The 26,000-nt window shown below is 69.1% G+C and carries 28 protein-coding genes; 13 read left to right on the top strand and 15 right to left on the bottom strand.

Annotated elements, in window-relative coordinates:
* Window positions 1-2: 2 nt before the first annotated feature.
* Window positions 3-1,217: an MFS transporter gene (locus ACXJJ3_RS23120; RefSeq protein ID WP_458163913.1), complete on the bottom strand. Its 1,215-nt coding sequence runs from the start codon at window positions 1,215-1,217 to the stop codon at window positions 3-5.
* A gap of 91 nt (window positions 1,218-1,308) precedes the next feature.
* Between ACXJJ3_RS23120 and ACXJJ3_RS23115 the strand changes: the two genes are divergently transcribed.
* The 5 genes from ACXJJ3_RS23115 (at window position 1,309) to ACXJJ3_RS23095 (ending at window position 4,776) form a co-directional block, all read left to right on the top strand.
* Window positions 1,309-2,199, top strand: coding sequence for a LysR family transcriptional regulator (locus ACXJJ3_RS23115; protein ID WP_458163912.1), 891 nt, complete (start codon window positions 1,309-1,311; stop codon window positions 2,197-2,199).
* 126 nt (window positions 2,200-2,325) lie between these two features.
* Window positions 2,326-3,402: an ABC transporter ATP-binding protein gene (locus ACXJJ3_RS23110; RefSeq protein ID WP_458163911.1), complete on the top strand. Its 1,077-nt coding sequence runs from the start codon at window positions 2,326-2,328 to the stop codon at window positions 3,400-3,402.
* 37 nt (window positions 3,403-3,439) lie between these two features.
* Window positions 3,440-3,841: a protein-tyrosine phosphatase family protein gene (locus ACXJJ3_RS23105; RefSeq protein WP_458163910.1), complete on the top strand. Its 402-nt coding sequence runs from the start codon at window positions 3,440-3,442 to the stop codon at window positions 3,839-3,841.
* 21 nt (window positions 3,842-3,862) lie between these two features.
* Window positions 3,863-4,258, top strand: coding sequence for a RidA family protein (locus tag ACXJJ3_RS23100; protein ID WP_458163909.1), 396 nt, complete (start codon window positions 3,863-3,865; stop codon window positions 4,256-4,258).
* Window positions 4,255-4,776 (top strand): GrpB family protein, encoded by a 522-nt coding sequence (locus tag ACXJJ3_RS23095; protein WP_458163908.1) that lies wholly within the window; start codon window positions 4,255-4,257, stop codon window positions 4,774-4,776. The genes ACXJJ3_RS23100 and ACXJJ3_RS23095 overlap by 4 nt, the downstream gene beginning before the upstream one ends.
* Window positions 4,777-4,908: 132 nt before the next feature.
* Here ACXJJ3_RS23095 and ACXJJ3_RS23090 read toward each other — a convergent pair whose 3' ends face one another.
* A complete protein-coding gene (locus ACXJJ3_RS23090; protein WP_458163907.1) occupies window positions 4,909-6,165 on the bottom strand; it encodes an FAD-binding oxidoreductase in 1,257 nt (418 codons plus the stop codon).
* A 58-nt stretch (window positions 6,166-6,223) separates the two neighbouring features.
* On the opposite strand from ACXJJ3_RS23090, the gene ACXJJ3_RS23085 reads away from it, so the two are divergent.
* Window positions 6,224-7,243: a helix-turn-helix transcriptional regulator gene (locus ACXJJ3_RS23085; protein WP_458163906.1), complete on the top strand. Its 1,020-nt coding sequence runs from the start codon at window positions 6,224-6,226 to the stop codon at window positions 7,241-7,243.
* Here the strand turns inward: ACXJJ3_RS23085 and ACXJJ3_RS23080 are convergent.
* Both ACXJJ3_RS23080 and ACXJJ3_RS23075 read right to left on the bottom strand, forming a co-directional pair.
* Window positions 7,181-7,582 carry a hypothetical protein gene (locus ACXJJ3_RS23080; protein ID WP_458163905.1) on the bottom strand — a complete coding sequence of 134 codons (402 nt, stop codon included), beginning with the start codon at window positions 7,580-7,582 and terminating at the stop codon, window positions 7,181-7,183. The genes ACXJJ3_RS23085 and ACXJJ3_RS23080 overlap by 63 nt on opposite strands.
* Window positions 7,579-8,076, bottom strand: a complete 498-nt coding sequence (locus tag ACXJJ3_RS23075; protein ID WP_458163904.1) for a DoxX family protein — start codon at window positions 8,074-8,076, stop codon at window positions 7,579-7,581. Before ACXJJ3_RS23075 ends, ACXJJ3_RS23080 begins: the two co-directional genes overlap by 4 nt.
* Before the next feature lie 82 nt (window positions 8,077-8,158).
* Between ACXJJ3_RS23075 and ACXJJ3_RS23070 the strand changes: the two genes are divergently transcribed.
* Complete coding sequence (locus ACXJJ3_RS23070) at window positions 8,159-8,791, top strand: MerR family transcriptional regulator (RefSeq protein WP_458163903.1); 633 nt, start codon at window positions 8,159-8,161, stop codon at window positions 8,789-8,791.
* Here ACXJJ3_RS23070 and ACXJJ3_RS23065 read toward each other — a convergent pair.
* Window positions 8,788-9,252 (bottom strand): MarR family winged helix-turn-helix transcriptional regulator, encoded by a 465-nt coding sequence (locus tag ACXJJ3_RS23065; RefSeq protein ID WP_458163902.1) that lies wholly within the window; start codon window positions 9,250-9,252, stop codon window positions 8,788-8,790. The two genes, ACXJJ3_RS23070 and ACXJJ3_RS23065, sit on opposite strands and share 4 nt — an antisense overlap.
* A 104-nt stretch (window positions 9,253-9,356) precedes the next feature.
* On the opposite strand from ACXJJ3_RS23065, the gene ACXJJ3_RS23060 reads away from it, so the two are divergent.
* The 4 genes from ACXJJ3_RS23060 to ACXJJ3_RS23045 are packed head-to-tail and all read left to right on the top strand — an operon-like array spanning window position 9,357 to window position 10,976.
* On the top strand, window positions 9,357-9,719 hold the full coding sequence (locus tag ACXJJ3_RS23060) for a DoxX family protein (RefSeq protein WP_458163901.1): 363 nt from the start codon (window positions 9,357-9,359) through the stop codon (window positions 9,717-9,719).
* 38 nt (window positions 9,720-9,757) lie between these two features.
* The gene (locus tag ACXJJ3_RS23055; RefSeq protein WP_458163900.1) at window positions 9,758-10,078 is read left to right on the top strand and encodes an ArsR/SmtB family transcription factor; all 321 of its coding nucleotides are present in this window, start codon (window positions 9,758-9,760) and stop codon (window positions 10,076-10,078) included.
* Entirely contained in the window at window positions 10,075-10,599 is a 525-nt protein-coding gene (locus ACXJJ3_RS23050; protein ID WP_458163899.1) for an SRPBCC domain-containing protein, read from the top strand. The genes ACXJJ3_RS23055 and ACXJJ3_RS23050 overlap by 4 nt, the downstream gene beginning before the upstream one ends.
* A complete protein-coding gene (locus ACXJJ3_RS23045) occupies window positions 10,599-10,976 on the top strand; it encodes a VOC family protein (protein ID WP_458163898.1) in 378 nt (125 codons plus the stop codon). The genes ACXJJ3_RS23050 and ACXJJ3_RS23045 overlap by 1 nt, the downstream gene beginning before the upstream one ends.
* Here the strand turns inward: ACXJJ3_RS23045 and ACXJJ3_RS23040 are convergent.
* Window positions 10,973-14,140 (bottom strand): replicative DNA helicase, encoded by a 3,168-nt coding sequence (locus ACXJJ3_RS23040; protein WP_458163897.1) that lies wholly within the window; start codon window positions 14,138-14,140, stop codon window positions 10,973-10,975. The two genes, ACXJJ3_RS23045 and ACXJJ3_RS23040, sit on opposite strands and share 4 nt — an antisense overlap.
* A gap of 364 nt (window positions 14,141-14,504) precedes the next feature.
* Here ACXJJ3_RS23040 and ACXJJ3_RS23035 point away from each other — a divergent pair, with 364 nt between their 5' ends.
* Both ACXJJ3_RS23035 and ACXJJ3_RS23030 read left to right on the top strand, forming a co-directional pair.
* Complete coding sequence (locus ACXJJ3_RS23035) at window positions 14,505-15,815, top strand: MATE family efflux transporter (protein ID WP_458163896.1); 1,311 nt, start codon at window positions 14,505-14,507, stop codon at window positions 15,813-15,815.
* Window positions 15,816-15,856: 41 nt separating this feature from the next.
* Window positions 15,857-16,639 carry a hypothetical protein gene (locus tag ACXJJ3_RS23030; RefSeq protein WP_458163895.1) on the top strand — a complete coding sequence of 261 codons (783 nt, stop codon included), beginning with the start codon at window positions 15,857-15,859 and terminating at the stop codon, window positions 16,637-16,639.
* Here the strand turns inward: ACXJJ3_RS23030 and ACXJJ3_RS23025 are convergent.
* The 9 genes from ACXJJ3_RS23025 to ACXJJ3_RS22985 are packed head-to-tail and all read right to left on the bottom strand — an operon-like array spanning window position 16,636 to window position 25,995.
* On the bottom strand, window positions 16,636-16,968 hold the full coding sequence (locus ACXJJ3_RS23025; protein ID WP_458163894.1) for a YrdB family protein: 333 nt from the start codon (window positions 16,966-16,968) through the stop codon (window positions 16,636-16,638). The two genes, ACXJJ3_RS23030 and ACXJJ3_RS23025, sit on opposite strands and share 4 nt — an antisense overlap.
* Window position 16,969: 1 nt before the next feature.
* The gene (locus tag ACXJJ3_RS23020) at window positions 16,970-17,347 is read right to left on the bottom strand and encodes a DUF4913 domain-containing protein (RefSeq protein WP_141856453.1); all 378 of its coding nucleotides are present in this window, start codon (window positions 17,345-17,347) and stop codon (window positions 16,970-16,972) included.
* A complete protein-coding gene (locus ACXJJ3_RS23015) occupies window positions 17,337-19,169 on the bottom strand; it encodes a type IV secretory system conjugative DNA transfer family protein (RefSeq protein ID WP_458163893.1) in 1,833 nt (610 codons plus the stop codon). Before ACXJJ3_RS23015 ends, ACXJJ3_RS23020 begins: the two co-directional genes overlap by 11 nt.
* Window positions 19,169-20,791, bottom strand: a complete 1,623-nt coding sequence (locus ACXJJ3_RS23010; protein WP_458163892.1) for an ATP/GTP-binding protein — start codon at window positions 20,789-20,791, stop codon at window positions 19,169-19,171. Before ACXJJ3_RS23010 ends, ACXJJ3_RS23015 begins: the two co-directional genes overlap by 1 nt.
* A 34-nt stretch (window positions 20,792-20,825) precedes the next feature.
* Complete coding sequence (locus ACXJJ3_RS23005) at window positions 20,826-22,334, bottom strand: SCO6880 family protein (protein ID WP_458163891.1); 1,509 nt, start codon at window positions 22,332-22,334, stop codon at window positions 20,826-20,828.
* On the bottom strand, window positions 22,321-23,937 hold the full coding sequence (locus tag ACXJJ3_RS23000) for a hypothetical protein (RefSeq protein WP_458163890.1): 1,617 nt from the start codon (window positions 23,935-23,937) through the stop codon (window positions 22,321-22,323). Before ACXJJ3_RS23000 ends, ACXJJ3_RS23005 begins: the two co-directional genes overlap by 14 nt.
* A 1-nt stretch (window position 23,938) precedes the next feature.
* On the bottom strand, window positions 23,939-24,844 hold the full coding sequence (locus ACXJJ3_RS22995; protein WP_458163889.1) for a hypothetical protein: 906 nt from the start codon (window positions 24,842-24,844) through the stop codon (window positions 23,939-23,941).
* Window positions 24,841-25,713 carry a hypothetical protein gene (locus ACXJJ3_RS22990; protein WP_458163888.1) on the bottom strand — a complete coding sequence of 291 codons (873 nt, stop codon included), beginning with the start codon at window positions 25,711-25,713 and terminating at the stop codon, window positions 24,841-24,843. The genes ACXJJ3_RS22995 and ACXJJ3_RS22990 overlap by 4 nt, the downstream gene beginning before the upstream one ends.
* A gap of 3 nt (window positions 25,714-25,716) precedes the next feature.
* Complete coding sequence (locus tag ACXJJ3_RS22985) at window positions 25,717-25,995, bottom strand: TrbC/VirB2 family protein (RefSeq protein WP_209696637.1); 279 nt, start codon at window positions 25,993-25,995, stop codon at window positions 25,717-25,719.
* Window positions 25,996-26,000 lie beyond the last annotated feature (5 nt).

Genomic DNA, 26,000 nt, shown 5'->3' with positions numbered 1-26,000 from the left:
GATCACTTCTGCTGGGCGGCGAGCATCCGTAATACTGCCGCGTTGACCAGGACCAGGATCAGCGCCGAGAAGATCAGCAGCGCCACCTGCGCCGGGAGCAGCGCGATTCCGAGGCCGATCGCAAGCACCGGGATCGCGAGTCCGGCGTACGCGATCAGGAACAGCGCGGCCAGGACCTCGCCGCGCGACGACGGATCCGCCAGCGACGCGGCAGTCGCGACGGCGCCACGGAAGACCAGCCCCACACCGGCGCCCGCCACGACCCCGCCGACGACGAACAGCCAGAGGTTCGGCAGCAGCCCACCGACTGCGACACCGACCAGGCCGACGCTCATCGCAACCAGTCCGAGCCGCAACTGCCGAGGCCGCGACATCCGCACGAACACCACCTGACTCGCCGCCCCCGCGATGAACACCGCGAACGTGACCACTCCGGCCAGCAACCGCGAGGTGTGATGCAGTACGCCGGCCAGGAACGTCGGCGCCAGCGACGTGAACAGCCCGAAGATCGCGAACGCCGCGAACGCCCCGATCGCGGACGCGAAGAACAACGGCCGCGCCGACGACGGCAGCGAGACCCGCTGCGGCCGGTACGCCGGCCGCTCCTCCAGCCGCTCGACCGTCTCCGGCACCAAGGCGATCCCGACCGCGCTGAGCAGCAGCAACACCAGGAAGATCTCGTACGGGCGCTGCAGCGGAGCGTCGACGTACTCCGCCAGCAGCCCGCCGATCAGCGGCCCGAACGCCAGGCCACCGAGGTTCACCATGCTCGAGATCAGCGCCGACCGGCTCGGGTCCTCCCCCGGCCGTGCGATCTGCCGCAGCTCCGACAGGTGCGCGGTGGCGGTCGCGGTCAGTACGCCGACCCCGACGCCGCAGATGAACCGCGCGAGCAGCAGCCCGGGAACGGCCGGCCAGAGCAGGAAGATCGCCGCCGACAACGCCTCCGCGAGGACCGCGACGAGGGCGACCCGGCGCCGCCCGAGCCAGTCGCTGACGTGACCGGCCAGGTACAGCGACGCCATCACGCCGACCGCGTAGCTGGCGAAGATCACCGTGATCACGGACGTCGGGAACCCGTCGCGCTGCTGGTAGATCGCATAGAGCGGGGTCGGGATCGTCGAGAAGGCCATCGTGGTGAGGAAGGCCGCCGCGATCACCCAGAACCCCGGAGCATGAGCGAACCGGATCCGTACGCCGGTCCGCGAAGACGTCATGATGGACATGTTTCCAGGCTGCCGCGCCGGATCTATCGAGTCCAACGAAAGTTCTTGCACGCTCTTATCGGCAACTCCGATAATTGACCCTGTGGACAGTCGCCAGCTCGAGTACTTCGTCGCGGTCGCCGAGGAGCTGAGCTTCACCCGCGCGGCGCAGCGGATGTTCACCGTCCAGTCGACGGTGTCGGCCGCCGTTCGCGCGTTGGAGACCGACCTGAAGACGACTCTCTTCGACCGCTCGACGCGCCGGGTCGTCTTGTCCACCGCCGGGCAGGCGCTGCTTCCCGAGGCGAAGGCCGCGCTGGAGGCGCTCGACCGGGCCCGCGCCGTTGTCGAGGAGGCGTCCACCGGCCTGCGCGGCAGCATCCGGATCGGTACGCTCGCGCGGCTCAGCCTGGTGAACATGGCCGAACTGCTGGGCGCGTTCCACCGCAAGTACCCGCTGGTCGAGGTGCAGGTCGCCACCTCGCCGACCGGGTCGACCGGCCTTGCGGACGACGTACGGCACGGCCGGCTCGACGTCGCACTGCTCGGCCTGCCTAAGCCGGAGCTCGGCGGGCTCGACGTCCGCGAGATCGCCACGGTCGCGTTCGTCGTACTGCTGCCGGCCGGGCACGAACTCGCGCAGCGGGAGACTCTCCGGCTCGAGGACATCGCCGGCGAGCGCTTCGTCGACATGCCGAGCGGCTTCGGGAACCGGAAGATGGTCGACCGGGCGTTCGAGGCGATCGGGCGGCCGCGGCGGATCCAGGTCGAGGTCCCCGAACTGACCACGATCCCGGACTACGTCGGCGCCGGCCTCGGAGTCGCGGTCGTCCCGGAGCCGGAACTCACCGGCGATCCCGGGGTCGCGAAGATCCCGCTCGCGGACGTCGACCTGACCTGGACGTTGTCCGTGGCAACCGCCGCCGGCCGCCGGCCGAGCCGCGCGGTGACCGCCCTGCTCGAGCTGATCAGCCCGGACGGCCGGTACTTCTAGCACCCTTGCTTCACGCGGGAATGTAAATCGGCGGACGACCGTTGTAGCTCATCAGACACCCAAGACCTGGGGGCCTTTGCTACGGATCGTCCGGCACGTTCCTGCCGGCGAAGGAGAGGAAGCGACATGGCTACTGTGTCGTTCAAGGGAGCCACCCGGGTGTACCCGGGCACCGACATCCCCGCGGTGGACAAGCTCGACCTGGACATCGAGGACGGCGAGTTCATGGTGCTCGTCGGCCCGTCGGGTTCGGGGAAGTCGACCGCGCTGCGGATGCTGGCCGGGCTCGAAGAGGTGAACGAGGGCGCGATCTTCATCGGCGACCGGGACGTCACGAACGCCCCGCCGAAGGAGCGCGACATCGCGATGGTGTTCCAGAACTACGCGCTCTACCCGCACATGTCGGTCGCCGACAACATGGGCTTCGCGCTGAAGATGCAGGGCATCCACAAGGAGGAGCGCGCCCAGCGCGTGCAGGAGGCGGCGAAGCTGCTCGGTCTGGAGGAGTACCTCGACCGGAAGCCGAAGGCGCTGTCCGGCGGTCAGCGTCAGCGGGTCGCGATGGGCCGCGCGATCGTGCGCAGCCCGAAGGTCTTCCTGATGGACGAACCGCTGTCGAACCTGGACGCCAAGCTGCGGGTCCAGACGCGTACGCAGATCGCCGAGCTGCAGCACCGGCTCGGAGTCACCACGGTGTACGTGACCCACGACCAGGTCGAGGCCATGACGATGGGCGACCGGGTGGCCGTACTGAAGGACGGCGTACTGCAGCAGGTCGACACGCCGCTGAACCTGTACGACCGGCCGCGGAACAAGTTCGTCGCGGGCTTCATCGGCTCGCCGGCCATGAACCTGATCACCGCCGAGATCGTCGACGGCGGCGCGAAGATCGGCGACTTCGTGGTCCCGATCGCGCGGGACCTGCTGGCAAAGGCCGGTGACGACAAGACGCTGACACTCGGCGTCCGCCCGGAAGCGCTGCACCTGGCCGACAAGGGCCTGCCGGTGAAGGTGTCGGTGATCGAGGAGCTCGGCTCGGACGCGTTCCTGTACGGCTCCGCGGACCACGCCGAGAACCAGCAGATCATCGCCCGGATCGGCACCCGCCTGCACAACGACAAGGGCACCGAGGTCTACCTGGCCCCGGATCCCGACAAGCTGCACCTGTTCTCCACCTCGACCGAGGAGCGCCTCGTAGTCTGATCCCGTGGGCTACTGGGACAAACATGCACCAGGAGTGATGGAGCTGCCGTCGGGTCGGCTCGTCCGCGGACGCGGTCTGCGGCACGGCCCGGCGGCAGCGCCGTTCCCGACGTACGGCGTGTATCTGCTCGGGAAGGAACCGCCCGACGTGCCCTGGGAGTCGCACTGGGTGAAGTGGCCGGACTTCCGGCTGCCCGTCGACCGTCCACAGGCGTTGACGGCGTTCCGCGAGGCGCTGGAGCGGACCGCGACCGGGCGCGTCGAGCTGGTCTGCAACGGCGGCCGCGGACGGACCGGTACGGCGCTCGCGTGCCTCGCCGTACTGGATGGGGTGCCGGCCGCTCAGGCGGTCGACTACGTCCGGCAGCACTACGACAAGCACGCGGTGGAGACGCCGTGGCAGAAGCGGTACGTGCAAAATCTCTTGACCGGCGCGTGAGGGATCGCGTTGGGTCGGAGCGTGACGATCGAGCGCAGCAACCCCGACGGACTGCACGCCACACCCGGGTATCACCACGTGACCCGGGTCGAGGCGGACACGATGGTGTTCCTGGCCGGACAGTGCCCGCTGCAACCGTCCGGCGAGCTGGCCCCAGGCGGTCTCGGAGGACAGACCGCGCAGGTGATCGACAACATTCTGACCGCGTTGAAGGCCGTCGGCGCGACGCCTGATCAGGTGGTTCGTACCGTGATCTACGTCGCCAGCTCCGAGCGCGAGGACTTGAGTGCGGTGTGGACGCGGCTGAACGAGTCGGCCCTCGCACCGGCGTTCACGACTGCGAGTACGCTGCTCGGCGTCGCCCAGCTCGGGTTCCCGGGACAGCTCGTCGAGGTCGACGTCACGGCGGCTCTGTGAGCGCTCCCGCCGAGGTGGTGGAGTACGACCCGCGCTGGCCGTTGTGGTTCGCCGAGATCCGCGGGCGGCTGACGCCGTACCTGGCGGAGCTCCCGCACCGGGTCGAGCACGTCGGCAGTACCGCGGTCCCCGGGCTGGCGGCGAAGCCGATCATCGACGTGGACATCGTCGTACCGTCGGCCGACCTGGTCCGGACCGCGATCGCCCGACTGGCCGCGGCCGGATACGTGCACGAGGGCGACCAAGGCATCGCCGGCCGCGAGGCGTTCGCGCTGCCGCCGAACGCGGTGCACTACCACCACCTGTATGTCGTTGTCGACGGCAACAAAGCACACCGCGACCACGTGCTGCTGCGCGACCACCTACGGGCGGACGCCGCCGACCGCGAGCGGTACGCCGCCCGCAAGCGCGAACTGGCGCACCTGCTCACCACCGACCGCGGCGCCTATGTCACCGGCAAGGGCGCCTTGGTCGAGGAGATGATCGCGAGTGTCCTGAGTCGGAGGTTCGGCGAGTGATTTCGGTGGTCAGGTGCGTGCATCGTGGTGCTCGGTCAGTGGCCTCGATGCGGAGCATCGTGGGCGCTGGGCGAGTGCCGCGAGGTGCGTGCCTGGGCGCCGAAAGCGCCGCCGAACCTCCGACTCAGGACACTAGAGCTGGTGGTTCGCCCGCAGCCGACGCTCCGGGTCGTAGCGACGCCTGAGTTCGGCCAGCCGGTCGTAGTCGTCGTACGCCTCGGCGACCTCGTCCGGGGTCAGCTTCGCGAAGGTGAAGTTGAGGGCGCGGCCAATGGTTGCCTCGCGCCACGGTTCGAGCACCTCGGTCCCGGGTTCGCCGGTGCCCGGGGTGAGCACGGTCAGTGAGTACTTCGCGTCGCGATGACCGACGGCGTTCGGGATCTCGGGCTGCCGAGCGAGTGCCCCGCCGAGGTGCCGGATGCCGATCACGTATCTGCGCGGCGCGTCCGGTCCCGGGAGCGTCTTGAGGGCGTCGAGATCGGTGAGCAGCGCGTTCAGGGAGGTGTAGGCGTCGGGGCGCTCCGGCTCCGCGAAGATCCGCCCGGAGTCGACGTACGGCAGGTCGCCGACCGTGTCCATCAACGGCGTACCGATCGCCCTCAGCGGTGCGACCAGCTCCGGACCACGCTCGCCGAGGATCGCGACCTGGACCTGGCCGACGTACTTCCCGCGCAGCGACGCCGGCACCTGCGGGATGTCCGGCATCGGCAGGATCGCGATCGCCGACGTCACCTCCTCCGGCACCGTCCGCGTCCACTCCCGCCACACCTCCGGCACCTCCGGGTAGTCGGCGAGGTCGAAGTACAGGCTGCCGCCGAAGATCGTCGGCACCTCGAACAGGTCGACCTCGATCCCGGTGACCACCCCGAAGTTCCCGCCGCCGCCCCGGAGCGCCCAGAACAGGTCCGGGTCGTCCTCCGCGTTCCGCCGGACGCCGTCCGCGGTCACCACCTCGATCCGCCGGACGTGGTCCGCGGCGTACCCGTGCCGGCGGGCCATCAGCCCCAGTCCCCCGCCGAGCGTGTACGAGATCGCGCCGACGCCGGGCGCACTGCCGGACAACGGCGCGAGCCCGTACGGCGCGGTCGCGGTCAGCACGTCCCGCCAGGTCGCACCGGCCTCGATCCAGGCCGTCCTGTTCTCGGCGTCGACCGTCACGCCGTTGAACCCGGAGGTCGCGATCAGTACGCCGCCGTCGATCCCCTCGGTCAGCCCGTGCCCGGCCGCCTGGACGGCGATCCGCAGGTCGTGGTCGATCGCGTACCGGACCGCCTGCCGTACCTCGTCGGCGCTTGTGACCTCGAAGATCACCGCCGGCCGGTGCGGGTCCCGCCGCTGGAAACCGAGTCGCGCCTCGTCGTACCCCGTGCTTGTCGTCGTCAGCATCATGCAACTCACGCTAGAAGCCCTTGCGGACACATCCTGTCCGCAAGGCATCATGGGGCTCATGAGAGACCTGCCGGGCCGTCTGCTGCGGCTGCTGTCCCTGCTGCAGAGCCGCCGCGAATGGTCCGGCCGCGAGCTCGCCGACCGCCTCGGCGTCACCGAACGCACGGTACGGCGGGACGTCGACCGGCTGCGGGCGCTCGACTACCCGGTCACCGGGACCACCGGCACCGCGGGCGGGTACCGGCTCGGCTCCGGGACGCACCTGCCGCCGCTGCAACTGGACGACGACGAGGCGATCGCCGTCGCGGTCAGCCTGGTCGGCGCGGCGGGCGCCGGCGTCAGCGGGATGGCAGACAGCTCGATGAGCGCGCTCGCCAAGCTCGAGCAGGTGCTGCCCGCGCGGCTCCGGCCGCAGCTCGCCGCGGTCGGATCGGCTGCGGAGGCGATCCCGCGGCCAGGTCTCCCGCAGGCCGATCCGGGCGTGCTCGCCGTCCTCGCCCGCTGCTGCCGGAACCACGAGATCGTCGCCTTCGACTACAACGGCCGCGGCCGGGAGACGACCCGGCGGCGGGTGGAGCCGCATCAGCTGCTGACGCTGGCCTTTCGGTGGTACCTGCTCGCGTTCGACCCGGACCGGGACGACTGGCGGACGTTCCGGGTGGACCGGATCACCTCGGTGGCGTCGGTGCTGCACCGGTTCACGCCGCGGGTGGTGGACGGGCCGCGGTACCTGGTGGAGTCGTTCGTGTCCGCGCAGTACCAGCACACCGTCGAGGTGACCGTCGAGGCCTCCGCCGCCGAGGTGACCTCGACGTTCGAGGGTGTGGTCCGCGGCATCGTGACGCCGGTGGGCGACTCGTCCTGCAAGGTCCGGTTCAGCGCGGACACCTCCGGAATGCTCCTCACTCAGGTGGCCGCACTGGCCGCCCTCGGTCCGCTCACCGTCGACCAGGCGAGCCCGGAGACCGCCGCGCTGATCAGCCGCGTCGGCGGCCGGCTCGCCCGGTCCTTTGCGCTAGGCAACGATCAGGCCGACGCCGAGGGTGAGGACGCCGACCGCGAGCGCGGCGGCGCCTAGCCACAGGATCCACAGGAACTGGTTCGGCGCGGTGCGATCCTTGCCGGCCGACGAGGCGAAGAAGCCGCCGGACATCAGGACCGCCGCGACCGGGAGCGCGAGCCGGCCGACCCACAGCCAGAACCCGGTCAGCCCGGTCTGGTCGACGTACAGCAGGCCGACCAGGCTGAGGATCACCAGCACCCCGGCGTGCGCGTGGCCCGCGCGGGCGAAGGACTTCTGGAAGTCGGTCATCGGGACCTGACCGCGGACGATCCGGGTCATGAAGTAGCCGCCGAACTGGATCGTCACGATCGTGAGCAGGATGACGCCGGCGATGGTGCGGGACGAGTCGGTCATGCGAACACGCGCTCCTTGACTGGTGCGGGCTTGGTGGCCGAGCGCGCGATCCAGAGCGCGACGGCGAGGTAGAGGATCTGTTCGGGGATGCGCTGGCAAAGCGGGGTCGCCGCGCCGCCGGCGAACGGTACGTGCGCGACCGCGGCGTGGATGTTGGCCGGCAGCAGGGCGACGAACAACGCGGCCAGGGCGTAGGCGGCCGGCTTGCGGGTCGCGGTGACGACCAGTCCGGCGGCACCGAGCAACTCGAGGACGCCGGTGACGTAGACGAGCGCGTCGGCGTACGGGAGGAACGGCGGGACCATCCGGACCATGTCGGCGTGATTGGGCATCACCGTCACGCCCGCCGGGACGAAGTGCGCGCTCGCGGTCAGCACCAGCATCACGGCCATCGCGTGCGCCGCGGCCACCGGCCGGCTCGCGAACCGGCGGACGCCGAGCGCACCCAGCGCCCGGAAGCCGACGGCGCCCAGAATCAGTACGAGCGGGATCATCCGACTCGCCTCCTTATGTATAGCTCAGGTATCCGCTTATGGATACTGATACTATCCATGACAGTCCAGCGGAAGGCAAGCGATGCGAATCGGGGAACTCAGCAAGGCGACCGACGTCCCGGTGCCGACGATCAAGTACTACTTACGCGAGGGCCTGCTCCCGGCCGGCGAACTCAGCAGCCCGAACCAGGCGTCGTACGGCGAGACACACGTCCGCCGGCTGCGACTGATCCGCGCGCTGACCGAACTGGCGCAGGTACCGGTGGCCACCGTGAAGGAGATCCTCGAGTCACTCGACTCGGACACCGAGCCGCTGCACGAGCAGATCGGGCGCGCCCATCGGGCACTCACCCCGACGCGCCGGCTGTCCGCGACCGACGAGGCGCGTACGGCCGCGACCGCTCAGGTCACCCAGCTGATCCACGACCGCGACTGGAAAGTCGACCCCGAGGCGCCCGCGCTCGCCACCCTCATCGACACGATCGCCGCACTCCGCAGCCTCGGACAGGACAGCCTCGTCGCCCATCTCGACACGTACGCCGACTCCGTCGAGCGGTTCACCCAGTTCGAGATCGACGCAGTGACGGCCAATCCGACGCGCGACCAGTTGGCCGAATCGGTCGTGATCGGGACGATCCTCGGCGAGACGCTGATCGCCTCGCTTCGGCTGCTCGCCCAGGAGTCGATTTCCGCCGAGCGCTGGAAGAACCGCTAACAGTCGCCGAGGAGTCCGGGCAGCAGCTTGGACATTGCCGACTGCAGTGCACGCCGTTCGGTCTCGGACAGTGGGTCGAAGACCAGCTTACGGACCAGTTCTACGTGGCCGGGGGCGGCTTTGACCAGCTCGGCGTACCCGTCGGGCGTGAGGATCGCGTTCGTGAAGCGGCCGTCGCTCGGGTCGGGCTCGCGGCGTACCAGCCCGCGATTCTCCAGTCGGCGGATCAGATGCGACAGGCGGGACAGCTCGGAGTTGGCGAGGACCGCGAGATTGCTCAGCCGCATCGTGTGCTCGGGCTGGTCGGAGAGGCCGGCGAGGACGTAGTACTCCAGGAAGCTCAGGTTCGAATCACGCTGGAGTTGCTCGCCGAGCGCGCTGGTCAGCAGCGCCATCGCCAGCTGCAGGCTCTTCCAGGTCTCGAGCTCGTCGTCCTGAAGCCAGCGCGTCCCACTCCCCATCCCAGCAGCATAGCCAGGCCCACCATGACTTGAATGTTCATGTCAATCGCTCTATCGTATTACTTGAACTTTCAAGTCATCCTCTTCCCCGAAGGAGTCGCCGCGTGAACGTGGCCGCTTGGATCGTCGCCGGCGTACTCGCCGCGCTGTTTCTGATGTCCGGCGTGATGAAGGTCCCCGCCACCAAGGCTGCGCTCGCCGCGAACCCGCGGATGGGCTGGGCGGCGCCGTTTCCGATCGGGCTGATCAAGTTCATCGGTGTCGCCGAGATCGCCGGCGCCGTCGGGCTGATCCTCCCCCGCGCGTTCGACCTCGCTGCCTGGCTCACCCCGGTCGCGGCGGTCGGCCTGGCCGTCGTCATGGTCGGCGCCATCGTCACCCACGCCCGGCGGTCGGAGTACTCCAGCGTCGCGATGAACGTCGTACTGCTCGCATTGGCGGTCTTCGTTGCGGTGGCGCGCATGTAACCTTGTGGGTACGTAACCGATTGGGTACAGTGCAGTGCATGGATGCGGTGCTGCACGCGCTGGCCGACGAGAGTCGGCGGACGATGCTGGAGATCCTTCGCGACCACCAGGCGACGGCCGGCGAACTGGCCGACGCGCTTCCGATCGCCCGGCCCGGCGTCTCGCGGCACCTGCGGGTGCTCCGGGAGGCCGGGCTGGTCGACGTACGGCAGGACGCGCAGCGGAGGGTCTACAGCCTGCGCCCCGAGGCGCTCGTCGAGGTGGACGAATGGCTGGACGGCTATCGCGCGCTGTGGCGGAACCGGCTGGACGCGTTGCACACCGAGATCGCCCGGGGAAAGAAGGAGCGGAACAAGTGAAGCTGATCGGGACCATGCGAGCACTCGACCAGACCCGTGGAGCGGTACGCGTCGACGACGTGTACGACACCGACATCCACGACCTCTGGGAGTCGTGTACGACGCCGGACCGGCTCGCGCGCTGGATCGCCGACGTGTCGGGCGACCTCCGGGTGGGTGGCACCGTCCAGCTCGTCTTCACCAGCAGCTGGAACGGCGCCGCGCGGATCGAGATCTGCGAGCCGCCCCACCATCTGTTGATCACGTCGGAGCCGGGCGCCGAGGACGAGGGACAACTCGAGGCCTGGCTCACGCCCGAAGGGTCGCGGACCCGGCTGGTCGTCGAGGAACGCGGCCTGCCGGTCGACAAGCTGCACTACTACGGAGCGGGCTGGCAGGCGCACCTCGAGGACCTCGGGCGATCGCTCGCCCTCGGCGGCGCCGCCCACGAAGGCGGCTGGTCGGGAGAGCGACCCGCCACCGCCTGGCACGCGCGCTGGACCGAGCTGACCGCGGCATACGAGGACAGGAAGGTCGACTGATGTCGGACCGGATCAGCTTCAACGGCGTGACCGTCAACGCACCCGACGCGCTGGCCCTCGCGACCTTCTACGCCGTGCTCACCCGAGGTGTCGCCAAGGGCGACGAACAGTGGGCGATGACCACCGGCGACGGCGGCAGCATCGCATTCCAGCAGGTCGCCGACTTCCGGCCGCCCGACTGGCCGGACGGCGACATCCCGATGCAGATGCATCTCGAGTTCTACGTCGACGACCTCGAAGCCACCGAACGCCGCGTCCTGGACGCCGGCGCCACCCGCTTCGACTACCAGCCGAACTCCGACCACTGCTTCGTCTACGCCGACCCCGCCGGCCACCCCTTCTGCCTCTCCACCTGGGCCGAACCCGAACTCGGCTAGCCGTCGTGGGCCATGTCCACGAAGCGTGAGTAATGCCCCTGGAACGCGACCACCACGTCCGCAGTCGGCCCGTTCCGGTGCTTGGCGACAATGAAGTCCGCCTCACCGGGCCGGGTCGACTCACGCTCGTACGCATCCTCCCGATGCAGCAGGATCACGACGTCAGCATCCTGTTCCAGGCTGTTGTGGAGGGCGATGCCGTTCGCGACGAAGTTGTGCGTCCCGAGGACTGTTGCGTCGTACACCTCTTGGTCGCCGAGGCTCTCGACCGATGTGATGGTGTCCCAGAAGATGTCGTTGGTGGCGAGCACTTCGAGGTCGGCGTTGTCGAGGATGTCGGCGACCTTGGCCAGGCGCTGACGACTCGGGGCGTGCTTCCACATCGTCGAGCCGGAGAACTGGGTGCCCATGGCGGCCGCGAACTCGCGGTGCGTGACGTTGCGCTTGGCAAGCACCTGGCGGACCTGGGACCAGACCTCCTGCGGAACCGTGTCCAGATTGGTGTTGGCCTTGACGTCTCGCAGGGCGGTCGCGACCTCCAGCACTTTCAGACCTCGAAGGCCGTGAACGCCGATGCCGTCGCAGAACCGAAGCTGATTCTCGGCCCCGTAGATGTACAAGTGATAGCTGTCGCGGTACCCAGCCTTCTTCGCCGTCTTGATCCGGCTGAAGATGTTGTGGCGGAGGAGCAGGCGGGCCAGGTCGTCGACGAGGCGGCGGCTGGTGCTCGCGTAGTAGATCCGTGCCTGGCCGGCCTTCTCGTCCCAGCGGATCGAGCCGTCGGTCGCCCAGAGGTGGCGGATGAAGTGCGCCACCTGATCCTTCGGAAGGCCGAACACGCCGTCCGGAAGGAACTTCTCGTGGCTGCGGAGACCGAACAGTCCGAGGTCGTCCAGCCAGGCGGCGATCGGGTTGCGCTTGCCGCGCGCCAGCCGGTACGGCGCGGGTAGGCGCAAGGTGGTGACGCGGGCGGCGGCGTACTCGTCGCGAACCGCGGTGATACCGAAGCGCCGCTGCGCCGCCTCGGACACCGCGGTCAGGTTGGCCTCGTCGATGCTCGCGTAACGGATCGGCTGGCGCTTCACGAACGAGCCGTCGCCGAGCAGGTGGGCAAGCAGGGTGAGCTCGTCTTCGTCCCACGGCTTGACGTCGAGCGGCGGCGGCACGTGCCGGAGCGACCCCAATCGGGCGCCGGGTGACAGCTCACCCAGCGGCTTCCACCCGTTGTAGGTCAAGAACGGATGGTTCGCGGTGGCCTTGACCTCACGGCCGGAGGCGAGCTTGACCCGGAAGACTTCCTTCACGCCGCTGGGGAAGGCGTGTGTGAGGGTCCGCGGCACCAGCTTCAGCCGATCGTCGAGCGACCAGACCGGGATGTCACGAACGTCTTCGGCAAGCAACTCGCCGAGCGTGATCTCCGCCCCAGTGTCCGCCCGCAGCAACCGGGTGTCCGCGGTCAGGCAGCCCGATTCGCGGAGGTCGGAGGCCATCGGGCGTTTGTCGGAGCGTTGTTCGGAGCCTCGGTTCAGCTGGCAGATGGCGACGACGGGGAGCTCTAGTTCCTTGGCGAGGAGTTTGATCGAGCGGGAGAACTCGGAGACTTCGAGCTGGCGGGACTCGACCTTCTTGCCGGATGTCATCAGCTGCAGGTAGTCGATGATGATCAGCTTCAGGTCGTGGCGCTGTTTGAGGCGGCGGGCCTTGGCGCGGATCTCCATCATCGTCAGGTTCGGCGAGTCGTCGATGAACAGCGGGGCCTCGGAGACCTCGCCCATCTTGCGGGCCAGCCGGGCCCAGTCCTCGTCGGTCATCTTGCCGTTGCGCATGTGGTGCAGCGGCACCTTCGCCTCGGCGGAGAGCAGACGCATGGTGATCTCGTTGCGGCTCATCTCCAGCGAGAAGATGCACGAGGTCAGGCCGTGCTTGATCGAGCAGGAACGGGCGAAGTCCAGACCGAGGGTGGAGTTGTGGGTCGGGATCATCGTCTTGCCGGCCAGGTACAGATGGTCGGCGTTGTCGACCTCGACGCAGCGCACCGGGACGCTCGCGACCGGGTCGACCCACTCCAGCCGCCGCTCCCCCTCGCCGGTCAGCGCGGCCGGGTAGCCGTGACCGGTGATCTGCCGCGGCGCCGACCCCGGGATCGACGGTGTCAGTCCGGGACTCGCCGACATCGCCGTGTAGAGGTCTTCGGTCGTACAGATCACCGGGCGGCCGCCGTCCTCGACGCGCCACTGGTGCTCGGCGTCGGCGACGATCGTGCTGCCGTCGGAGAACGACAGCCGGAAACATGGCCGGTCCACCATCACCTCGGTGGCCGCGACCACCGTGGTCGGCAAACCGCCGGCGTCCAGTAGCTGGTCGCCGACCGCGACCTCGGCCATCGTGGTCCAGCCGGACGGCGTCGGCAGCGGGGTGTCGAGCGCGAGTGCCTTACCCATCGCGGGCCGGGCGGCGACGATGATCATCTGGCCGGGATGCAGCCCGTTGGTCAGCTCGTCCAGGTCGGTGAACCCGGTCGGCACGCCGACCATCGCGTCGCCGCGGGAGTCGATCGCCTCGATCTCGTCGAGGGTGCCCTCCATGATGTCCTTCAGCGGGGCGTAGTCCTCGGCGGTGCGCTTCTCGGTGACCGAGTAGATCTCCGCCTGCGCCTCGTCGACGACGTCGTCGACCTCGCCCTCGCCGGCATACCCGAGCTGGACGATCTTGGTACCGGCCTCGACCAGGCGGCGGAGGATCGCCTTCTCGCGGACGATGTGCGCGTAGTACGACGCGTTCGCGGCCAGCGGGACGGAGGCGACCAGCGTGTGGACGTACGGCGCGCCGCCGATCCGGGTCATCTCGCCGCGCTTGTTGAGCTCGGCAGCGACCGTGATCGCGTCGGCCGGCTCGCCCCGTGCATACAGGTCGGTGATCGCGTCGAAGACGACCTCGTGCGCCGGCCGGTAGAAGTCGGTGCTGCGCAGGTTCTCGATCACGTCGGCGATCGCGTCCTTGCTCAGCATCATCGCGCCGAGGACGCACTGCTCGGCGGCCAGGTCCTGCGGTGGGGTGCGGTCGAAGCCCATCGCCGGACTGCGCTCTTCGTGGCCGTCGTCCTGGCCCCCGCGGAACTCCGCCACGCTCACTTCGCCCGACCTCCTCGCCGCCCTGCCGATCATCGGTGCCGGATTCGAACACCTGATCGAACCATAGCCAGCTCCACGGACAGTTTCCGGTCCGCCGAACAGCATCGGCCTCGCGACCGTACGCCGGTCCTGTGACCCAAAGCCACCTGGCCGTCCACAGGGGGTGGGGATGAGCTGTGGGTAACTCGCCGAAGTCGTGTGCACAGGTTGGGCACAAGCCTGTGGATATCTGGGGACAACGGATCCACATGTGCGGCCTGACCTGCGGTTTCTCTGGTGCACAACTGTGGAGGAGAAAAACTTCCGAAGGTTCTTCCGGAGTCCGGGACAGCGCAGGTTGTCCACAGGCTACGTCAGGCACAATAGCGGCCATGCCCCTGACATTTGTCTGCCCCCGGTGAGGTTCGGCGAGCAGGACCGCGAGATCCTGCGCCTCGCGGTCCCGGCCTTCTTCGCGCTGGTGTCCGAGCCGCTGATGCTGCTCGCCGACTCCGCGATCGTCGGCCACCTCGGTACGCCGCAACTGGCCGCGCTCGGGGTCGCCGGGACAATCCTGCAGACGCTGGTCGGAGTCTGCGTCTTCCTCGCGTACGGCACCACGTCCGCGGTCGCGCGGCGGATCGGCGCCGGCGATCACAAGGGTGCGCTCGCGCAGGGCATCGACGGGCTGTGGCTGGCGTTGCTGCTCGGCGTCGTACTCGCGCTGCTCGGGCTGGTGTTCGCGCCGCAGGCCATCGGCGCGTTCGACCCGTCGCCCGAGGTCGCCGGGTACGCGGTGACGTACCTGCGGATCTCCTGCTTCGGCATCCCGTCGATGCTGCTCCTGCTCGCGGCCACCGGCGTACTGCGGGGTCTGCAGGACACCAAGACCCCTATGGTCGTCGCGATCACGGCCAACCTCGCGAACATCGCCCTGAACGTGCTACTCGTGTACGGCGTCCACCTGAACATCGCCGGCTCCGCCCTCGGTACGGCGCTCGCGCAGACCGGGGCCGGGGTCGCACTGGTCGTCGTGGTGGTCCGCGGCGCCCGGCGGGACGGCGCCAAGCTGCGACCGGACCGCCCGGGCATCCTCGCCTCGGCGCAGATGGGCGTACCGCTGATCGTCCGGACGCTCACGCTCCGGGCCGCGATCATCCTGCTGACGTTCGTCGCGACCGCGCTCGGGACGACGTCCGTGGCGGCGCATCAGGTGGCGTTCACGCTGTGGTCGTTCCTCGCGCTGGCGCTGGACGCGATCGCGATCGCCGCGCAGGCGCTCACCGGCCGCGCGCTCGGCGCCGGCGACGTCACCGGGACCCGGGCGATCACCCGCCGGATGATGTGGTGGGGCCTGTTCTCCGGGCTGCTCGGCGGGCTCGCGTTGTGGGGCCTGCGAGGCGTGTACGTCCCGTGGTTCACCTCGGATCCCGACGTACGGCGGACGCTCGCGGCCGTGCTGATCGTCGCGGCGCTGTGGCAGCCGGTGAACGGGGTCGTGTTCGTGCTGGACGGCGTACTGATCGGGGCCGGTGACGGGCGGTACCTGGCGCTGGCGGGTGTGGTGGCGCTCGTGCTGTACGTTCCGCTGGCGCTCGCGGTGCTGTGGGCAGGCGGCGGGATCGTCGCGTTGTGGTGGGCGTTCGGCGGCTACATGTTGCTCCGATTCCTCACGCTGACGACCCGCGAGCGGCGCGACGGCTGGCTGGTCACCGGGGCTACCCGCTGACCCTGCGGTACGGCATCGTTGAGCCGAAGGAAAGGAGCGGCATGCCCGACACCGACGACGACCTGTCCGTCGAGCTCGACCCCGTTCAGCGGGAGCAGGGCGACGACGACACCGAGGCCGCCCGCGAGCGGCGCGCCGCCAAAGCTCGGGCCGAGGCCGACCGGAACCCGACGCACGACCTCGACGACGAGACCCGCAAACACCTCGACGAAGAGGCCGAGCACGCCCACCTCGACGACGAGGAGGAGGCGGCCGCCCGCGCCGAGGAGATCGAGCTCGCCACCAAGGACCAGCAGACCCTCGAGGAGCACCGCCTCCGCAACGAGGACCTTGCCACCGCGGAGGCCAGCCAGGCGATGCGGCTCGCATACGCCGACGAGTACGCGCGCGACGTACACCGGCAGAACGCCACGACCGACATCCAGCACAGTCTCGGCGACCGCGCCCACGGCCGGCACGAGCGCGACGAAGCAGCCGTCCGACCGGACGATCCGGGCGCGGCGGAGCTCGACGCGGCCGGCCGGCGGATGGAGAACGTGGCGACCATCGAGGAGCGCAACGCCGTCGCCGAGGACCGGATCGCCGACGGGTACGACGCGTCCGCGCGGGATCACCGCGCCGAGGCACGCGAGGCCCAGCCGCACGCGTCCGAGGCCGTCCGTACGCCGCCGGAGGAAGCGCCCGAGGCGCAGCTCCCCCAGGCGCGGCTGCACGTCCGCGGCCACGCACAGGTTCGCGACCAGAAGGGCAAGGCCCTGAAGCCGAACCCGAGCCGGGCCGGCACCCCCGACCTGACCATCGATCGGCGCCGGGAACGCAGCTAAGGCTGCAGCTTCTGGGTGTGGATGATCGCCAAGTTCGCGGCGACCACCACGACGAACACGATGCCGAGCAGCGGGTGCCCCAGGCTCCACAGGGCGGCACCCGCGAGGCCGAAGACCAGCACCTTCACGATCCAGCGGGCGAGCTGCCCGCGCGTTGCCTTCGGTGCCGCGAACAGCCCCCACAGGACGGCCCCGACGACGGGCAGCCCGACCGCGAGCAGCAGCCGGGTCGCCGTCGTACCGCCGGTGTGCCAGCCCCAGCGCGCGAAGATGCCGAGGGCAAGGAGTTCGACGAGGAAGGCGAGCAGCAGGTTCGCCGCCTTCCACATCTCAGACGCCGCGGATGTTCGGCTGGCGCTGGTCGAAGAAGAGGCCGGCCGGCGGCTCTTGCACCGGCAGCGGCGGGATCGGGTAGTCGGTGTGCTGGTTGTTCCGGCAGGCCGCGAACGGGCCGTCCGGGTCCAGCAGCGCCATCATGTGCGGGTCCGCGTGGTCCCGCCACCAGACCGACATCCCGGTCGCCGGGTCCAGCCGCAGGTGCTCCCAGGCGCGCCAGATCGAGTCCAGCCGGCTGAGCGCCTCCGCATGCCGGTACCACTCGGGGCACCAGACGAACTGCTGCCCGAGCCGCCGGGTGTACAGGTAGATCAGCCGGTCTTCGACGAACTCCGCGACGTGCGGGTAGAAGAGCTCCTGTTCACCATCCACCGGTGTTCCCCTCGTTCTGCTCCCAGACCGGGCGCTCCGGGCCGCGCTGCTGGAGCGCCGGCTGCTGCGAGGCCACCCACGGGTTGTTGCTCACCGGGACGTTCGACGCCGCTCCGGGATCGTACTTCGCCAGCGACGCCTTCACCGTACCGGCGTCCGGCCGGCTGAACCACGGGACCGTCTTCACCAGCGTCGCCGGCTGCCCCGACGACAGGACGACGGCCCGCCCGGCCGGCAGCGCGGCGAGCGCGGACACGTCGAAGATGTTGTGCCGCTGGGTCTGCTGGCTGGTACCGCGCTTGCCCTCGTTGTAGGACACCGAGTTCGACTGGATGTCGTACTCGCCGACCATCTTGCTGAGCCGCTCGAGGAAGTTCGGGTCCGCGCCGCCACCGCCGTACACGCGGATATTGGCCGAGCCCCAGAGCTTCTCCATGCCGTGGTCGCCCCAGCACTCCTGGCCCTGCGCCCAGGACTGCAGGATCGTCATCAGCACGATGCCGCGGGAACCGAAGTGCGAGTACAGGTCCGGGAGGTTCTTCCAGCGGCAGACGTTCGCGGCCTCGTCCAGGACGCCGACCAACGGCTTCGGCATCCGGCCGAGCGGGCAGCCGCGGGCGTACTGCTCGGCGGCCTCGGCGACGGCGACGGTGAGCGCGGTGACCAGCGGTCCCGCCGTACCAGCGCCTTCCTTGGAAAGGCTGTAGAGCGTGCCGCCCTTGCGGACGAACTCGTGCGGGTTGAACTGCGGGCGGTTGTCGTTCGGCCCGTTCGGGATCACCCAGCGGGTGACCTTGCGGTTGACCAGGAACTGGGCGCTCTGCTGCGCCGTACCGTAGACACCCGCGCGCTGCTTGTCCGGGGCGTTGATGACACCCGCCAGCGCGTCCGCGGACAGCTGCAGGCCCGGGGTGTTGCGGAGGATCCGCTCGGGCTCGTCGTTCCGCTGGTCGGCCAGCCAGCTGTACACCTGAGTGATCGGCCGCTTCGCCACCGCGGCGGCGAGCAGCAGACCGGCCAGCAGGTCCGTACCGGCGGCGTCGAAGAACGCGTCGGTCTGCGCGCCGACGGTGCGCTGCGAGGCGACGAAGTGCTCGGCCAGCTCACGGGCCTTGGTCTCGTCGGTGATGTAGGTCAGCGGGTTCCACCACCAGTTCGGCGGCTCCTCGCAGACCTCCTGCGGGTCGAACACCCACAGCGGGCCCTTCTCCGACCGCGGGCCGCGGGTGGCGTCGACGATGTCGCGCTTGTTCGAGGTGGCGATCACGCAGCCCGGCGCGTCCAGGATCGCCGGCACCGCGCGCGACGTGGTCTTACCGGTCCGCGGACCCCAGATGTCGACGTGCATGTCTTCCCAGTTGCCGAAGACCTCGAGGTTGCCCTGCACCGTCCGGCCGATCAGGATGCCCGGGCCCGAGTCGGCGATACCGAGCTGGTTCGCCTTCTCCTGCGCGCCTTCACGGGTCAGCTTGTAGATCTCCGACCGCTTCGCCATCAACGACGCCTGCCGGTCCACCCGACCGATCGACTGCTTGTGGTTCCGGACGTACCACCAGATGCCGCTCGTGATGCCGAGCAGCACCACGACCTCGACGATCAGCACGCCGGTCGCGGCACCCGACCAGGCGATGTTGCCCTTGGCCAGGTCGACGATCGCGTTGAACGGGTTGTTCGCCGGCAGCGTGCCGTTGACCAGCGACGCGATCTTCAGCGCGATCCACACCACGAACACGACGATCGCGAGCGCGCCGAGGCCGACGAAGATGAAGATCGCCTCGGGCGAGATCCCGCCCGGTCCGGTACTCCGCTTGCCGTCGGCCATTACTCGTCAACTCCCGTCCGCGCGGAGACCCGGGTGTTCGGGTCGGGCGGCGGCAGCATCGCAGGGTCGTCCAGGTTGTACTCGCCGACGACGGCTTCGGAGCCGTCCGGCGCAACCTCGACAACCTGTGGCTGACCGTTCTCGCCCGTCGTCCACAGCTTGTTGGTGTCGTTGATCTCCCGCTCGACCGAGGTCAGACCGACATGCACCGGGATCCCCGGGCGGCCACCGACCTTGATCAGGAAGTTTCCTCGACCAGGAGGCGCTGCCTCCTTGCCGGTCGCCGGGTCCCAGGCCGGCGGGTCCTGCCAGCCGACGAGCATGTTCTGCTCCTCCATGGACATCGACACGACCTCGGTCAGGTTGTCCATCTCGGCGCGCGGCAGACCGCCGCAGATGACCATGCCGGAACGCTCGACGAAACCCTTCGCCTTCATCCGGTCCTCGGGGTTCGGCAGCGCCAGCAGGTCGGACATGGTGTGCGAGATCATCGCCATGCCGACACCACGCTGCCGGTTCAGACGGGTGAGCGCGTCGACCCGGTCGACCAGGCCACTTCCGGCCCGCAGTACCCGCCAGAGCTCGTCCAGGATGACGAAGTAGTGCCGCCGTGGCTCCAGCCCGGCGTCCGCCAGCGCCTGGGAGACCGCGACCGCGCCGAACCCGTACGACCAGCAGGCCAGCAGTACGGCGGCCTGCAGGCTGGTCTCCGAGTCGTCGACGTTCGACACGTCGAACACGACCGGGCGGTCCATCTGCATCGGGTTGTCGGTCTGCTCGGAGAAGATCTCGCCCAGCCGGCCACCGCCGACCAGACCGATCAGCGACGCCTCGAGGCCTTCGGTGATCTGCCGGTAGCGGTCCAGGCTGCCGCGGTCAAGCGCCACGTTGCGGACCCGGTCCGGGGCGTCCTGGATGACCTGCAGCAGGTCGCGGAGCACCGGCGTACCTTGGAACCGCTCGTCCAGGACCTTGAGCGCCTCGTCGAGGATGGTCTCCTCGCGGTCGTTCGGGTTCTGGTTCCGCATGATCGCGATCAGCGCCGACACCATCGTCTGCCGGCGACCGTGCGCGTCCGCCTGGATCGCCTCCCGGGCCTTGCCGGTCAGCCGCAGCGCGGCCTCGCGGGACTCACCCGGGTCCAGCACATTCAGGTGCCCGCGACCACGTCCGAGCTGGATGACCTGCCCGCCGAGCGCCTCGATGAGGTCCTTGTAGTCCGGCTTCAGGTCGCCCAGCACCAGCGGCTGTACGCCGTACCCGGCGAGGCCGAGCGCCATCCGCCGGGTGATCGTCGACTTGCCCAGACCCGGCTTGCCGAGCACGAACATCGACGGGTTCGAGATCAGCTTCGCCCGCATGAACCAGCTGATCGGATCACAGCACATGGTCGCGCCGGACAGGATGTTCCGCCCGATCGGCACACCCACCATCGGGCTGCCCGTACCGGCGCCGAACGGCCACATTCCACAGACCTGGACCGTCGTACCACGCCACTCCTGTGGAGCCTGCAGGTACGTCGAGTAGCCTCCGCCCGGACCGGGCCAGCCGCGCGGCATCGGCCGTCGGCCCCGGCGGGTCGGATCCACCGGCTTTTTCTGCTTCTGCTTCTTGTCGCTCACTGTGACTCCCCAGGTGCCACTGTGCGGGGCTCAATCATAGAGATTCCCGCAGCCCGGCCGGAACCGCCAGGTGGCTCTGGATCACGACACCCAGCGGCAACCCGGCAACGAAAGCAGAGTCCTGCGAGCCGTACGACGTACGCAGCAGCACGCGGGCGGTGGCTCCGAGGTTGTCGACCGCGGCGATCATGTCCGGGATCTGCTCCGCCGTCATCACCGTGCCGGTCACGACCATGCCGAAGTTGACCAGACCCGCACCGCGGGCCTCTTCCTGTGCCGACCGGTCCGCGGCCCGGGCCTCTGCCAGGTTCCGGGCGGACGGGCGCGAGGACGCCGTGGCGCGGAAGGACGCGTTGCGCTTGTCCGCCTCGACCATCCGGGCCGCCGTACCGGCGTCCAGCGGGCGGTAGAGCAGCGTCACGCGCTTGCGGTCGATGTCCGCGTGCGGCGCGACCAGCTGCGACAGGACCGACGAGAACACCTCACCACGCGGCGCCTGTGACATCTGCCAGGTCACGGACCAGGCCGAGTCGTGCCGGTACTTGTCCCAGAACGCCTGCGCGGCGGCCGGGCCGACATCGGTCCACTGCAGCTCGGGCGGCATGCCCTGGCCGCGGGCCTCGTCGATCAACGCCGCCGACGCCGGGTCGTACGCGATCCGGATCGCCTCGCACAGCTCCTGCGCGCTGACCGGCCGGGCCGCACCCGCACCGGTCGCGTTGAGGCTCTGGGTGAGCGCGGGCAGCCGGGCTGCCAGCTCGCGACCCATGTCGTCTTCCTTACGGCGCTTGCCGCTCCGGTCGGTGCCCTTGAAGGTCAGCGCGACCCGGGCCGACACCAGCGCGGAGCCCTCGGGGTACGTCTGCACGACCTCGGTCAGCATCGCGCGGGCGATCGGCGGCGTACCGTCCATCATGTTGCTGCCGACCTCGCGGCGCAGCCGGATGCCGGTGTCCGGCGCGGTCTCCACCGTCACCGAGGCGGCGACAATGCCTGGCTCGTGGCCGAGCGATGCCAGCCACTGGCCCCAGTGCGCCACCCAGATGTCGACCTGCTCCTCGTCGACGAGTGAGGCACCGTCGGGCTCGGCGTTGATGACGACCGTGAAGTGCCGGGTGCTCGGGTAGAACAGCAGCGCGAACGGGCGCCCGTACGAGTCCTGGTACTCACTCAGCTGAGAGGCCGCGGCGAGACCGGGGAGCTGGAACTTGCCCCAAGCGGTGCGACCGAGCGGGCCGGAACGGTAAAGGTTGTGCTTAGCCATCTTTGCTCGTTGCCATCCAATGTAGGTCGAGAGCCGCTGCAGCGTGGACTGCCCGTGCTTGTCCTTGGTGACCAGCAGCCCCAGCCCCGCGCCGACGATCAGCAACGTGACCAGGGCGGCCTGGATACCGCCGGCCATCGTCGCGAAGACGACGGCCAGCAGGCCACCCATCAACAGGCCGGTGCCAAGCATGCCCAGACCGGCGATACCCGCCGAAGCGGGCTGTCGCCAGTTGCCGTAGGTGCGGGGTGCGCGTCGTACGTTCTCAGCCGCTGCCACTTGGTCCGTCCGGTGCTGGTGGTGGAGGTGGTGGCTGGTCGCCTCCACCGCTGTCGTTCGAGCCCTGCGAGGTGTTGCGAGTGGCGCCGGACGGGCCAGTGCCGCCACCGCCACCACCGCCACCACCGCCGCCTCCCCCGCCACCGCCACCGCCGCCACCGGCGTCCTCGCCCATGGCTTCGGTGCCCAGTGCCTGGGCGCCGTCCTTTACGGCCTTGCCGGCCTTGATCGCGACCACCGCGGCGACACCGACCGGGCCTGCGGCCGCGGCAGCACCACCACCGGCAGCCGCAGCGCCACCGCCCGCGGCCGCTCCGCCGCCGGCCGCTGCGCCACCACCGGCAGCCGCTCCGCCGCCCGCGCCCGCAGCCGCGCCGCCTTCACCGCCCGCGGCCGCTGCGCCTCCACCGCCGCCACCGCCCGCGCCACTACCGCTAGGCGCTTGCTGTGGTGCGGTTCCGACGTTCTGTGCACCGCTGGGGCCTTCGCCGCTGCCACCGCTGCCGGTGGCGTCGCTGCTGCCCTGTTCGGCACTCTTGTTCGCCATGTCGCCGAGCTTGTCCATGCCGGCCATTCGGGCCGCGAGCATGCCGGCTCCGGCCGCGCCCGCGGTCGCCCCGACCATCGGAGCGATGAACCGCATCAGCGCCGGCATCGCGAACAGGGCCAGGACCAGCATCGTCAGACCGGTGACGACGTTCATCACCAGCATGCCGAGGTTGTGCGGGTCCTCGAGCATCTTCTCGGCCGTCGAATACTTGAAGTTCAGGTTGCCGTTGTTCGAGACCAGGCGGATCGCTGTCGCGTAGACGATCGCCGCGACCGGTTTGTACAACAGGAACGCGAGCAACCACGAGATGATCTTTTTGAACCAGTTCTTGCCCATCTCGGTATGTGTCGCGGCCGCCGCGATCGGCAGCACCCCGAGCAGCAGGATCAGCATCGCGGTCCGGACGACCATCAGCACGATCTGGATCACGCTTGCGATCACGGTCAGGATGCCGATCGCGATCATGATGCCGATCAGCAAGGGTGAACCGGCGACGGCCACCACTGCGCCGAACCCCAGCACGGTCGCCATCGTCGTACCGAACGCGGTGGGGTCGGCGTTCGTTATGTCTTGGCAGCCTTGCGTCCAGCCGGCTTGGTTCCCGGTGTCCAAGGCGCTGGTCACGATGCAGCTGGAGAAGATGTCACCGGCCTTGACCAGCACCTGCGCGGCGGCGACCACGAACGCGGAGGCGATGCCGAGCGTGATCAGCGACTTCAGTACCTCACGCGCCGAGTCGCCGCGCTGCGCCCAGGCGATCTGGATACAGCCGAACACCAGTCCCACCGTGGCGACGAAGAACGCGATGAAGCTCGTGTGCTGCCAGACCCAACTGACCGTGTCGTTGGCCGGCTGCCCATCGGCGTTGCCGACGTCCGGGGTCGGCACGTAGATCCAGAACGTGGCGATCGTGGCCATCAGGGTTCCGACAGCCTTGGCGATGGCGTTCAGGATGGGCTCGAACACGAATCTCATCACCGCTTCCATCACAGGGGCCAGGACCTTCGACAACGCCTCTTTGAGAAGATCCGTGGCCCAGTTCAGCGGAATCATGTCAAGACGTCCTTGGCGAGACGAATCTCAGAATGGCCGGCAGGGCGACGACGGCCACGATCATCATCGTGATGCCGATGACGATCTTGAGGGTCAGGTTGGTGTCGCCCGTCGCATGCGAGGACGTCGGGGTCGTGGCCGACATCATGTAGATCGCCGAGGCGTAGATCAGCGCCGCCACCGGTTTGTAGATGATGAACGCGACCAGCCAGGACAAGGCGCGCTTGAACCACATCATCCCCATCTCGGTGTTCGTCGCCGCCGCGGTCAGCGGCAGCACACCGATCAGCAGGATCAGCATCGCGTAACGGACCAGCATCAGGCCCAGTTGGATGATCGACGTGATCACCATCAGGATGCCGACGAAGATCACGAGCAAGAAGCCGAGCGCCTCGCTCGGAGTCTTGAGTGGCTCGATCAGCAGTGTTGCCAGCCGGTTCGCGAACTCGTGGTCGTTGGTCCCGAGTGCCTGGTCGATGATCCAGCCGGAGAAGTCGTCCGCCGTCGCGATCAGCACTCCCGCGAAAGCGGTCGCCGAGAACGAGACCACGACCAGCGTGATCAGCGAACGCAGGATCTCCTTGGCCGGCTCACCGCGGTGCGAGAACGCCATCTGGATCGCGCCGACGATCACCGCGATCGACGCGATGAACAACGCGATGAACTTGGTGTGCTCCTGGATCCAGAGCGCCGGGGTGTTCGCCGCGATGTCCGGCGTACCGATCCGGACCCAGATCAGGCCGACCGCGTTCAGCACCGCCTCGACGGCGGAGATGACGACGCTCTTGATCGCGTCGAAGATGAAGTCGAAGAACTTACCGAACGCCCACTCGACGGCGACCTTCAGTCCGTCCTTGATGCAGTCGCCCCAGTCCCACGGCCACTTCGAGCATCCAAGTGCGATCATGCTGAACCACTGAACCTAACGTAGCCGTCGAGACTGGACAGGATGTCGGGCTCCACAGTTCCGTTGAAGGTGCCGTCGTCCTGGAGGACGGCGTACCAGTCACCGCGGTACCACTGCATGGTGACCTGAATCGCCCCGTACGCCTTGCGGTTCAGGTCGCACGCGATCTGAACGATCGTCTGGGTGGCGTTCTGCGGATAGTAGAGCACCTTGAAGCCGGCGAACTGCACGCTGCCGGCATCGGTCGGTGGCGTGCGAGCGTCCTGCTTGGCAGCGGCCATCGCCAGCGTCTTGCCCGGGCCGGGCAGCACCCGATCCCGCAGCGCGGCAACGCTGACGGCCGAATTCTGGACCTGGCCGAGCAGCACCATCGCGGCGAGCACCGCGCCCGTGGGCGAGTGCGAGAAGCACGAACGGACGCCGTCCGGGCCGGTGGTCGCGGGACCGTTGGCCGCCTGCAGCGGGACCAGCATCTGGGCCTCGTACTGCCAGGTGACCGCGGTCGGTGCAGCGGCTCGGGGAATGCCCTGGTCCGGCTGCTTGTCGTGACACCCGCCGGTGTGGCTGGTCGGCGGCGGTGGGGCCGTCTGGGTGGCGGGCGGTGGGGTGTCGACCGGAGTCGCGGGCGGGCCGGTGGGTTCTACTTCGGTGGGCTGTCCGGTAGGAGCAGAGGTGCTCGGCGACTGGGTCGGACCGGCGGTCGGGCCGGAGCCCGACCCACGGGTCATGAACCAGACCACCAGGCAGATGAGCACCGCTCCGATGATGATCGCCGACGCGATGAACCCACGCTCCTCGAAGAAGGAGCGGGTCGGGTTTTCGCCGTCGGAATCACCATCGGAGTCAGTGCCCCTGCTGAACAGCCCCACCTACTACCAGCCTCCCAGGGCCTGGGTCAGAGCGGTGGCAGCGCCGATGACGATGCACGCGGCCAGCACCCAGCCGAGACGGGCGGCGTGCTCGCCACCCTCACCGCGGCGCTGACCGACGGCCATCATGCCGCCGGCGATCAGGATGCCGAGCGTGCAGACGCCGTACGCAAGCCACTTCACCCAGCCCAGAACCTGCTTCAAAGGACCCTCGACACCGGGCGGCGCATCCTGGGGGAGCACGTTCGGGAGCTCCGTGATCAGGTGGTGTGCCAACATCATGGTTC

Source organism: Kribbella sp. WER1 (assembly GCF_054189145.1).
Note: the sequence above shows the minus strand (reverse complement) of the source record. Positions and strands in the feature narration are given on the sequence as shown.

Bases quoted from the DNA above. Each gene is read 5' to 3' on its own strand.
- ACXJJ3_RS23120 (WP_458163913.1), bottom strand. From the start codon at position 1,217: ATGACGTCTTCGCGGACCGGCGTACGGATCCGGTTCGCTCATGCTCCG.
- ACXJJ3_RS23110 (WP_458163911.1), top strand. From the start codon at position 2,326: ATGGCTACTGTGTCGTTCAAGGGAGCCACCCGGGTGTACCCGGGCACC.
- ACXJJ3_RS23105 (WP_458163910.1), top strand. From the start codon at position 3,440: ATGGAGCTGCCGTCGGGTCGGCTCGTCCGCGGACGCGGTCTGCGGCAC.
- ACXJJ3_RS23090 (WP_458163907.1), bottom strand. From the start codon at position 6,165: ATGATGCTGACGACGACAAGCACGGGGTACGACGAGGCGCGACTCGGT.
- ACXJJ3_RS23085 (WP_458163906.1), top strand. From the start codon at position 6,224: ATGAGAGACCTGCCGGGCCGTCTGCTGCGGCTGCTGTCCCTGCTGCAG.
- ACXJJ3_RS23080 (WP_458163905.1), bottom strand. From the start codon at position 7,582: ATGACCGACTCGTCCCGCACCATCGCCGGCGTCATCCTGCTCACGATC.
- ACXJJ3_RS23075 (WP_458163904.1), bottom strand. From the start codon at position 8,076: ATGATCCCGCTCGTACTGATTCTGGGCGCCGTCGGCTTCCGGGCGCTG.
- ACXJJ3_RS23070 (WP_458163903.1), top strand. From the start codon at position 8,159: ATGCGAATCGGGGAACTCAGCAAGGCGACCGACGTCCCGGTGCCGACG.
- ACXJJ3_RS23065 (WP_458163902.1), bottom strand. From the start codon at position 9,252: ATGGGGAGTGGGACGCGCTGGCTTCAGGACGACGAGCTCGAGACCTGG.
- ACXJJ3_RS23055 (WP_458163900.1), top strand. From the start codon at position 9,758: ATGGATGCGGTGCTGCACGCGCTGGCCGACGAGAGTCGGCGGACGATG.
- ACXJJ3_RS23045 (WP_458163898.1), top strand. From the start codon at position 10,599: ATGTCGGACCGGATCAGCTTCAACGGCGTGACCGTCAACGCACCCGAC.
- ACXJJ3_RS23040 (WP_458163897.1), bottom strand. From the start codon at position 14,140: ATGATCGGCAGGGCGGCGAGGAGGTCGGGCGAAGTGAGCGTGGCGGAG.
- ACXJJ3_RS23030 (WP_458163895.1), top strand. From the start codon at position 15,857: ATGCCCGACACCGACGACGACCTGTCCGTCGAGCTCGACCCCGTTCAG.
- ACXJJ3_RS23025 (WP_458163894.1), bottom strand. From the start codon at position 16,968: ATGTGGAAGGCGGCGAACCTGCTGCTCGCCTTCCTCGTCGAACTCCTT.
- ACXJJ3_RS23015 (WP_458163893.1), bottom strand. From the start codon at position 19,169: ATGGCCGACGGCAAGCGGAGTACCGGACCGGGCGGGATCTCGCCCGAG.
- ACXJJ3_RS23000 (WP_458163890.1), bottom strand. From the start codon at position 23,937: ATGATTCCGCTGAACTGGGCCACGGATCTTCTCAAAGAGGCGTTGTCG.
- ACXJJ3_RS22995 (WP_458163889.1), bottom strand. From the start codon at position 24,844: ATGATCGCACTTGGATGCTCGAAGTGGCCGTGGGACTGGGGCGACTGC.
- ACXJJ3_RS22985 (WP_209696637.1), bottom strand. From the start codon at position 25,995: ATGATGTTGGCACACCACCTGATCACGGAGCTCCCGAACGTGCTCCCC.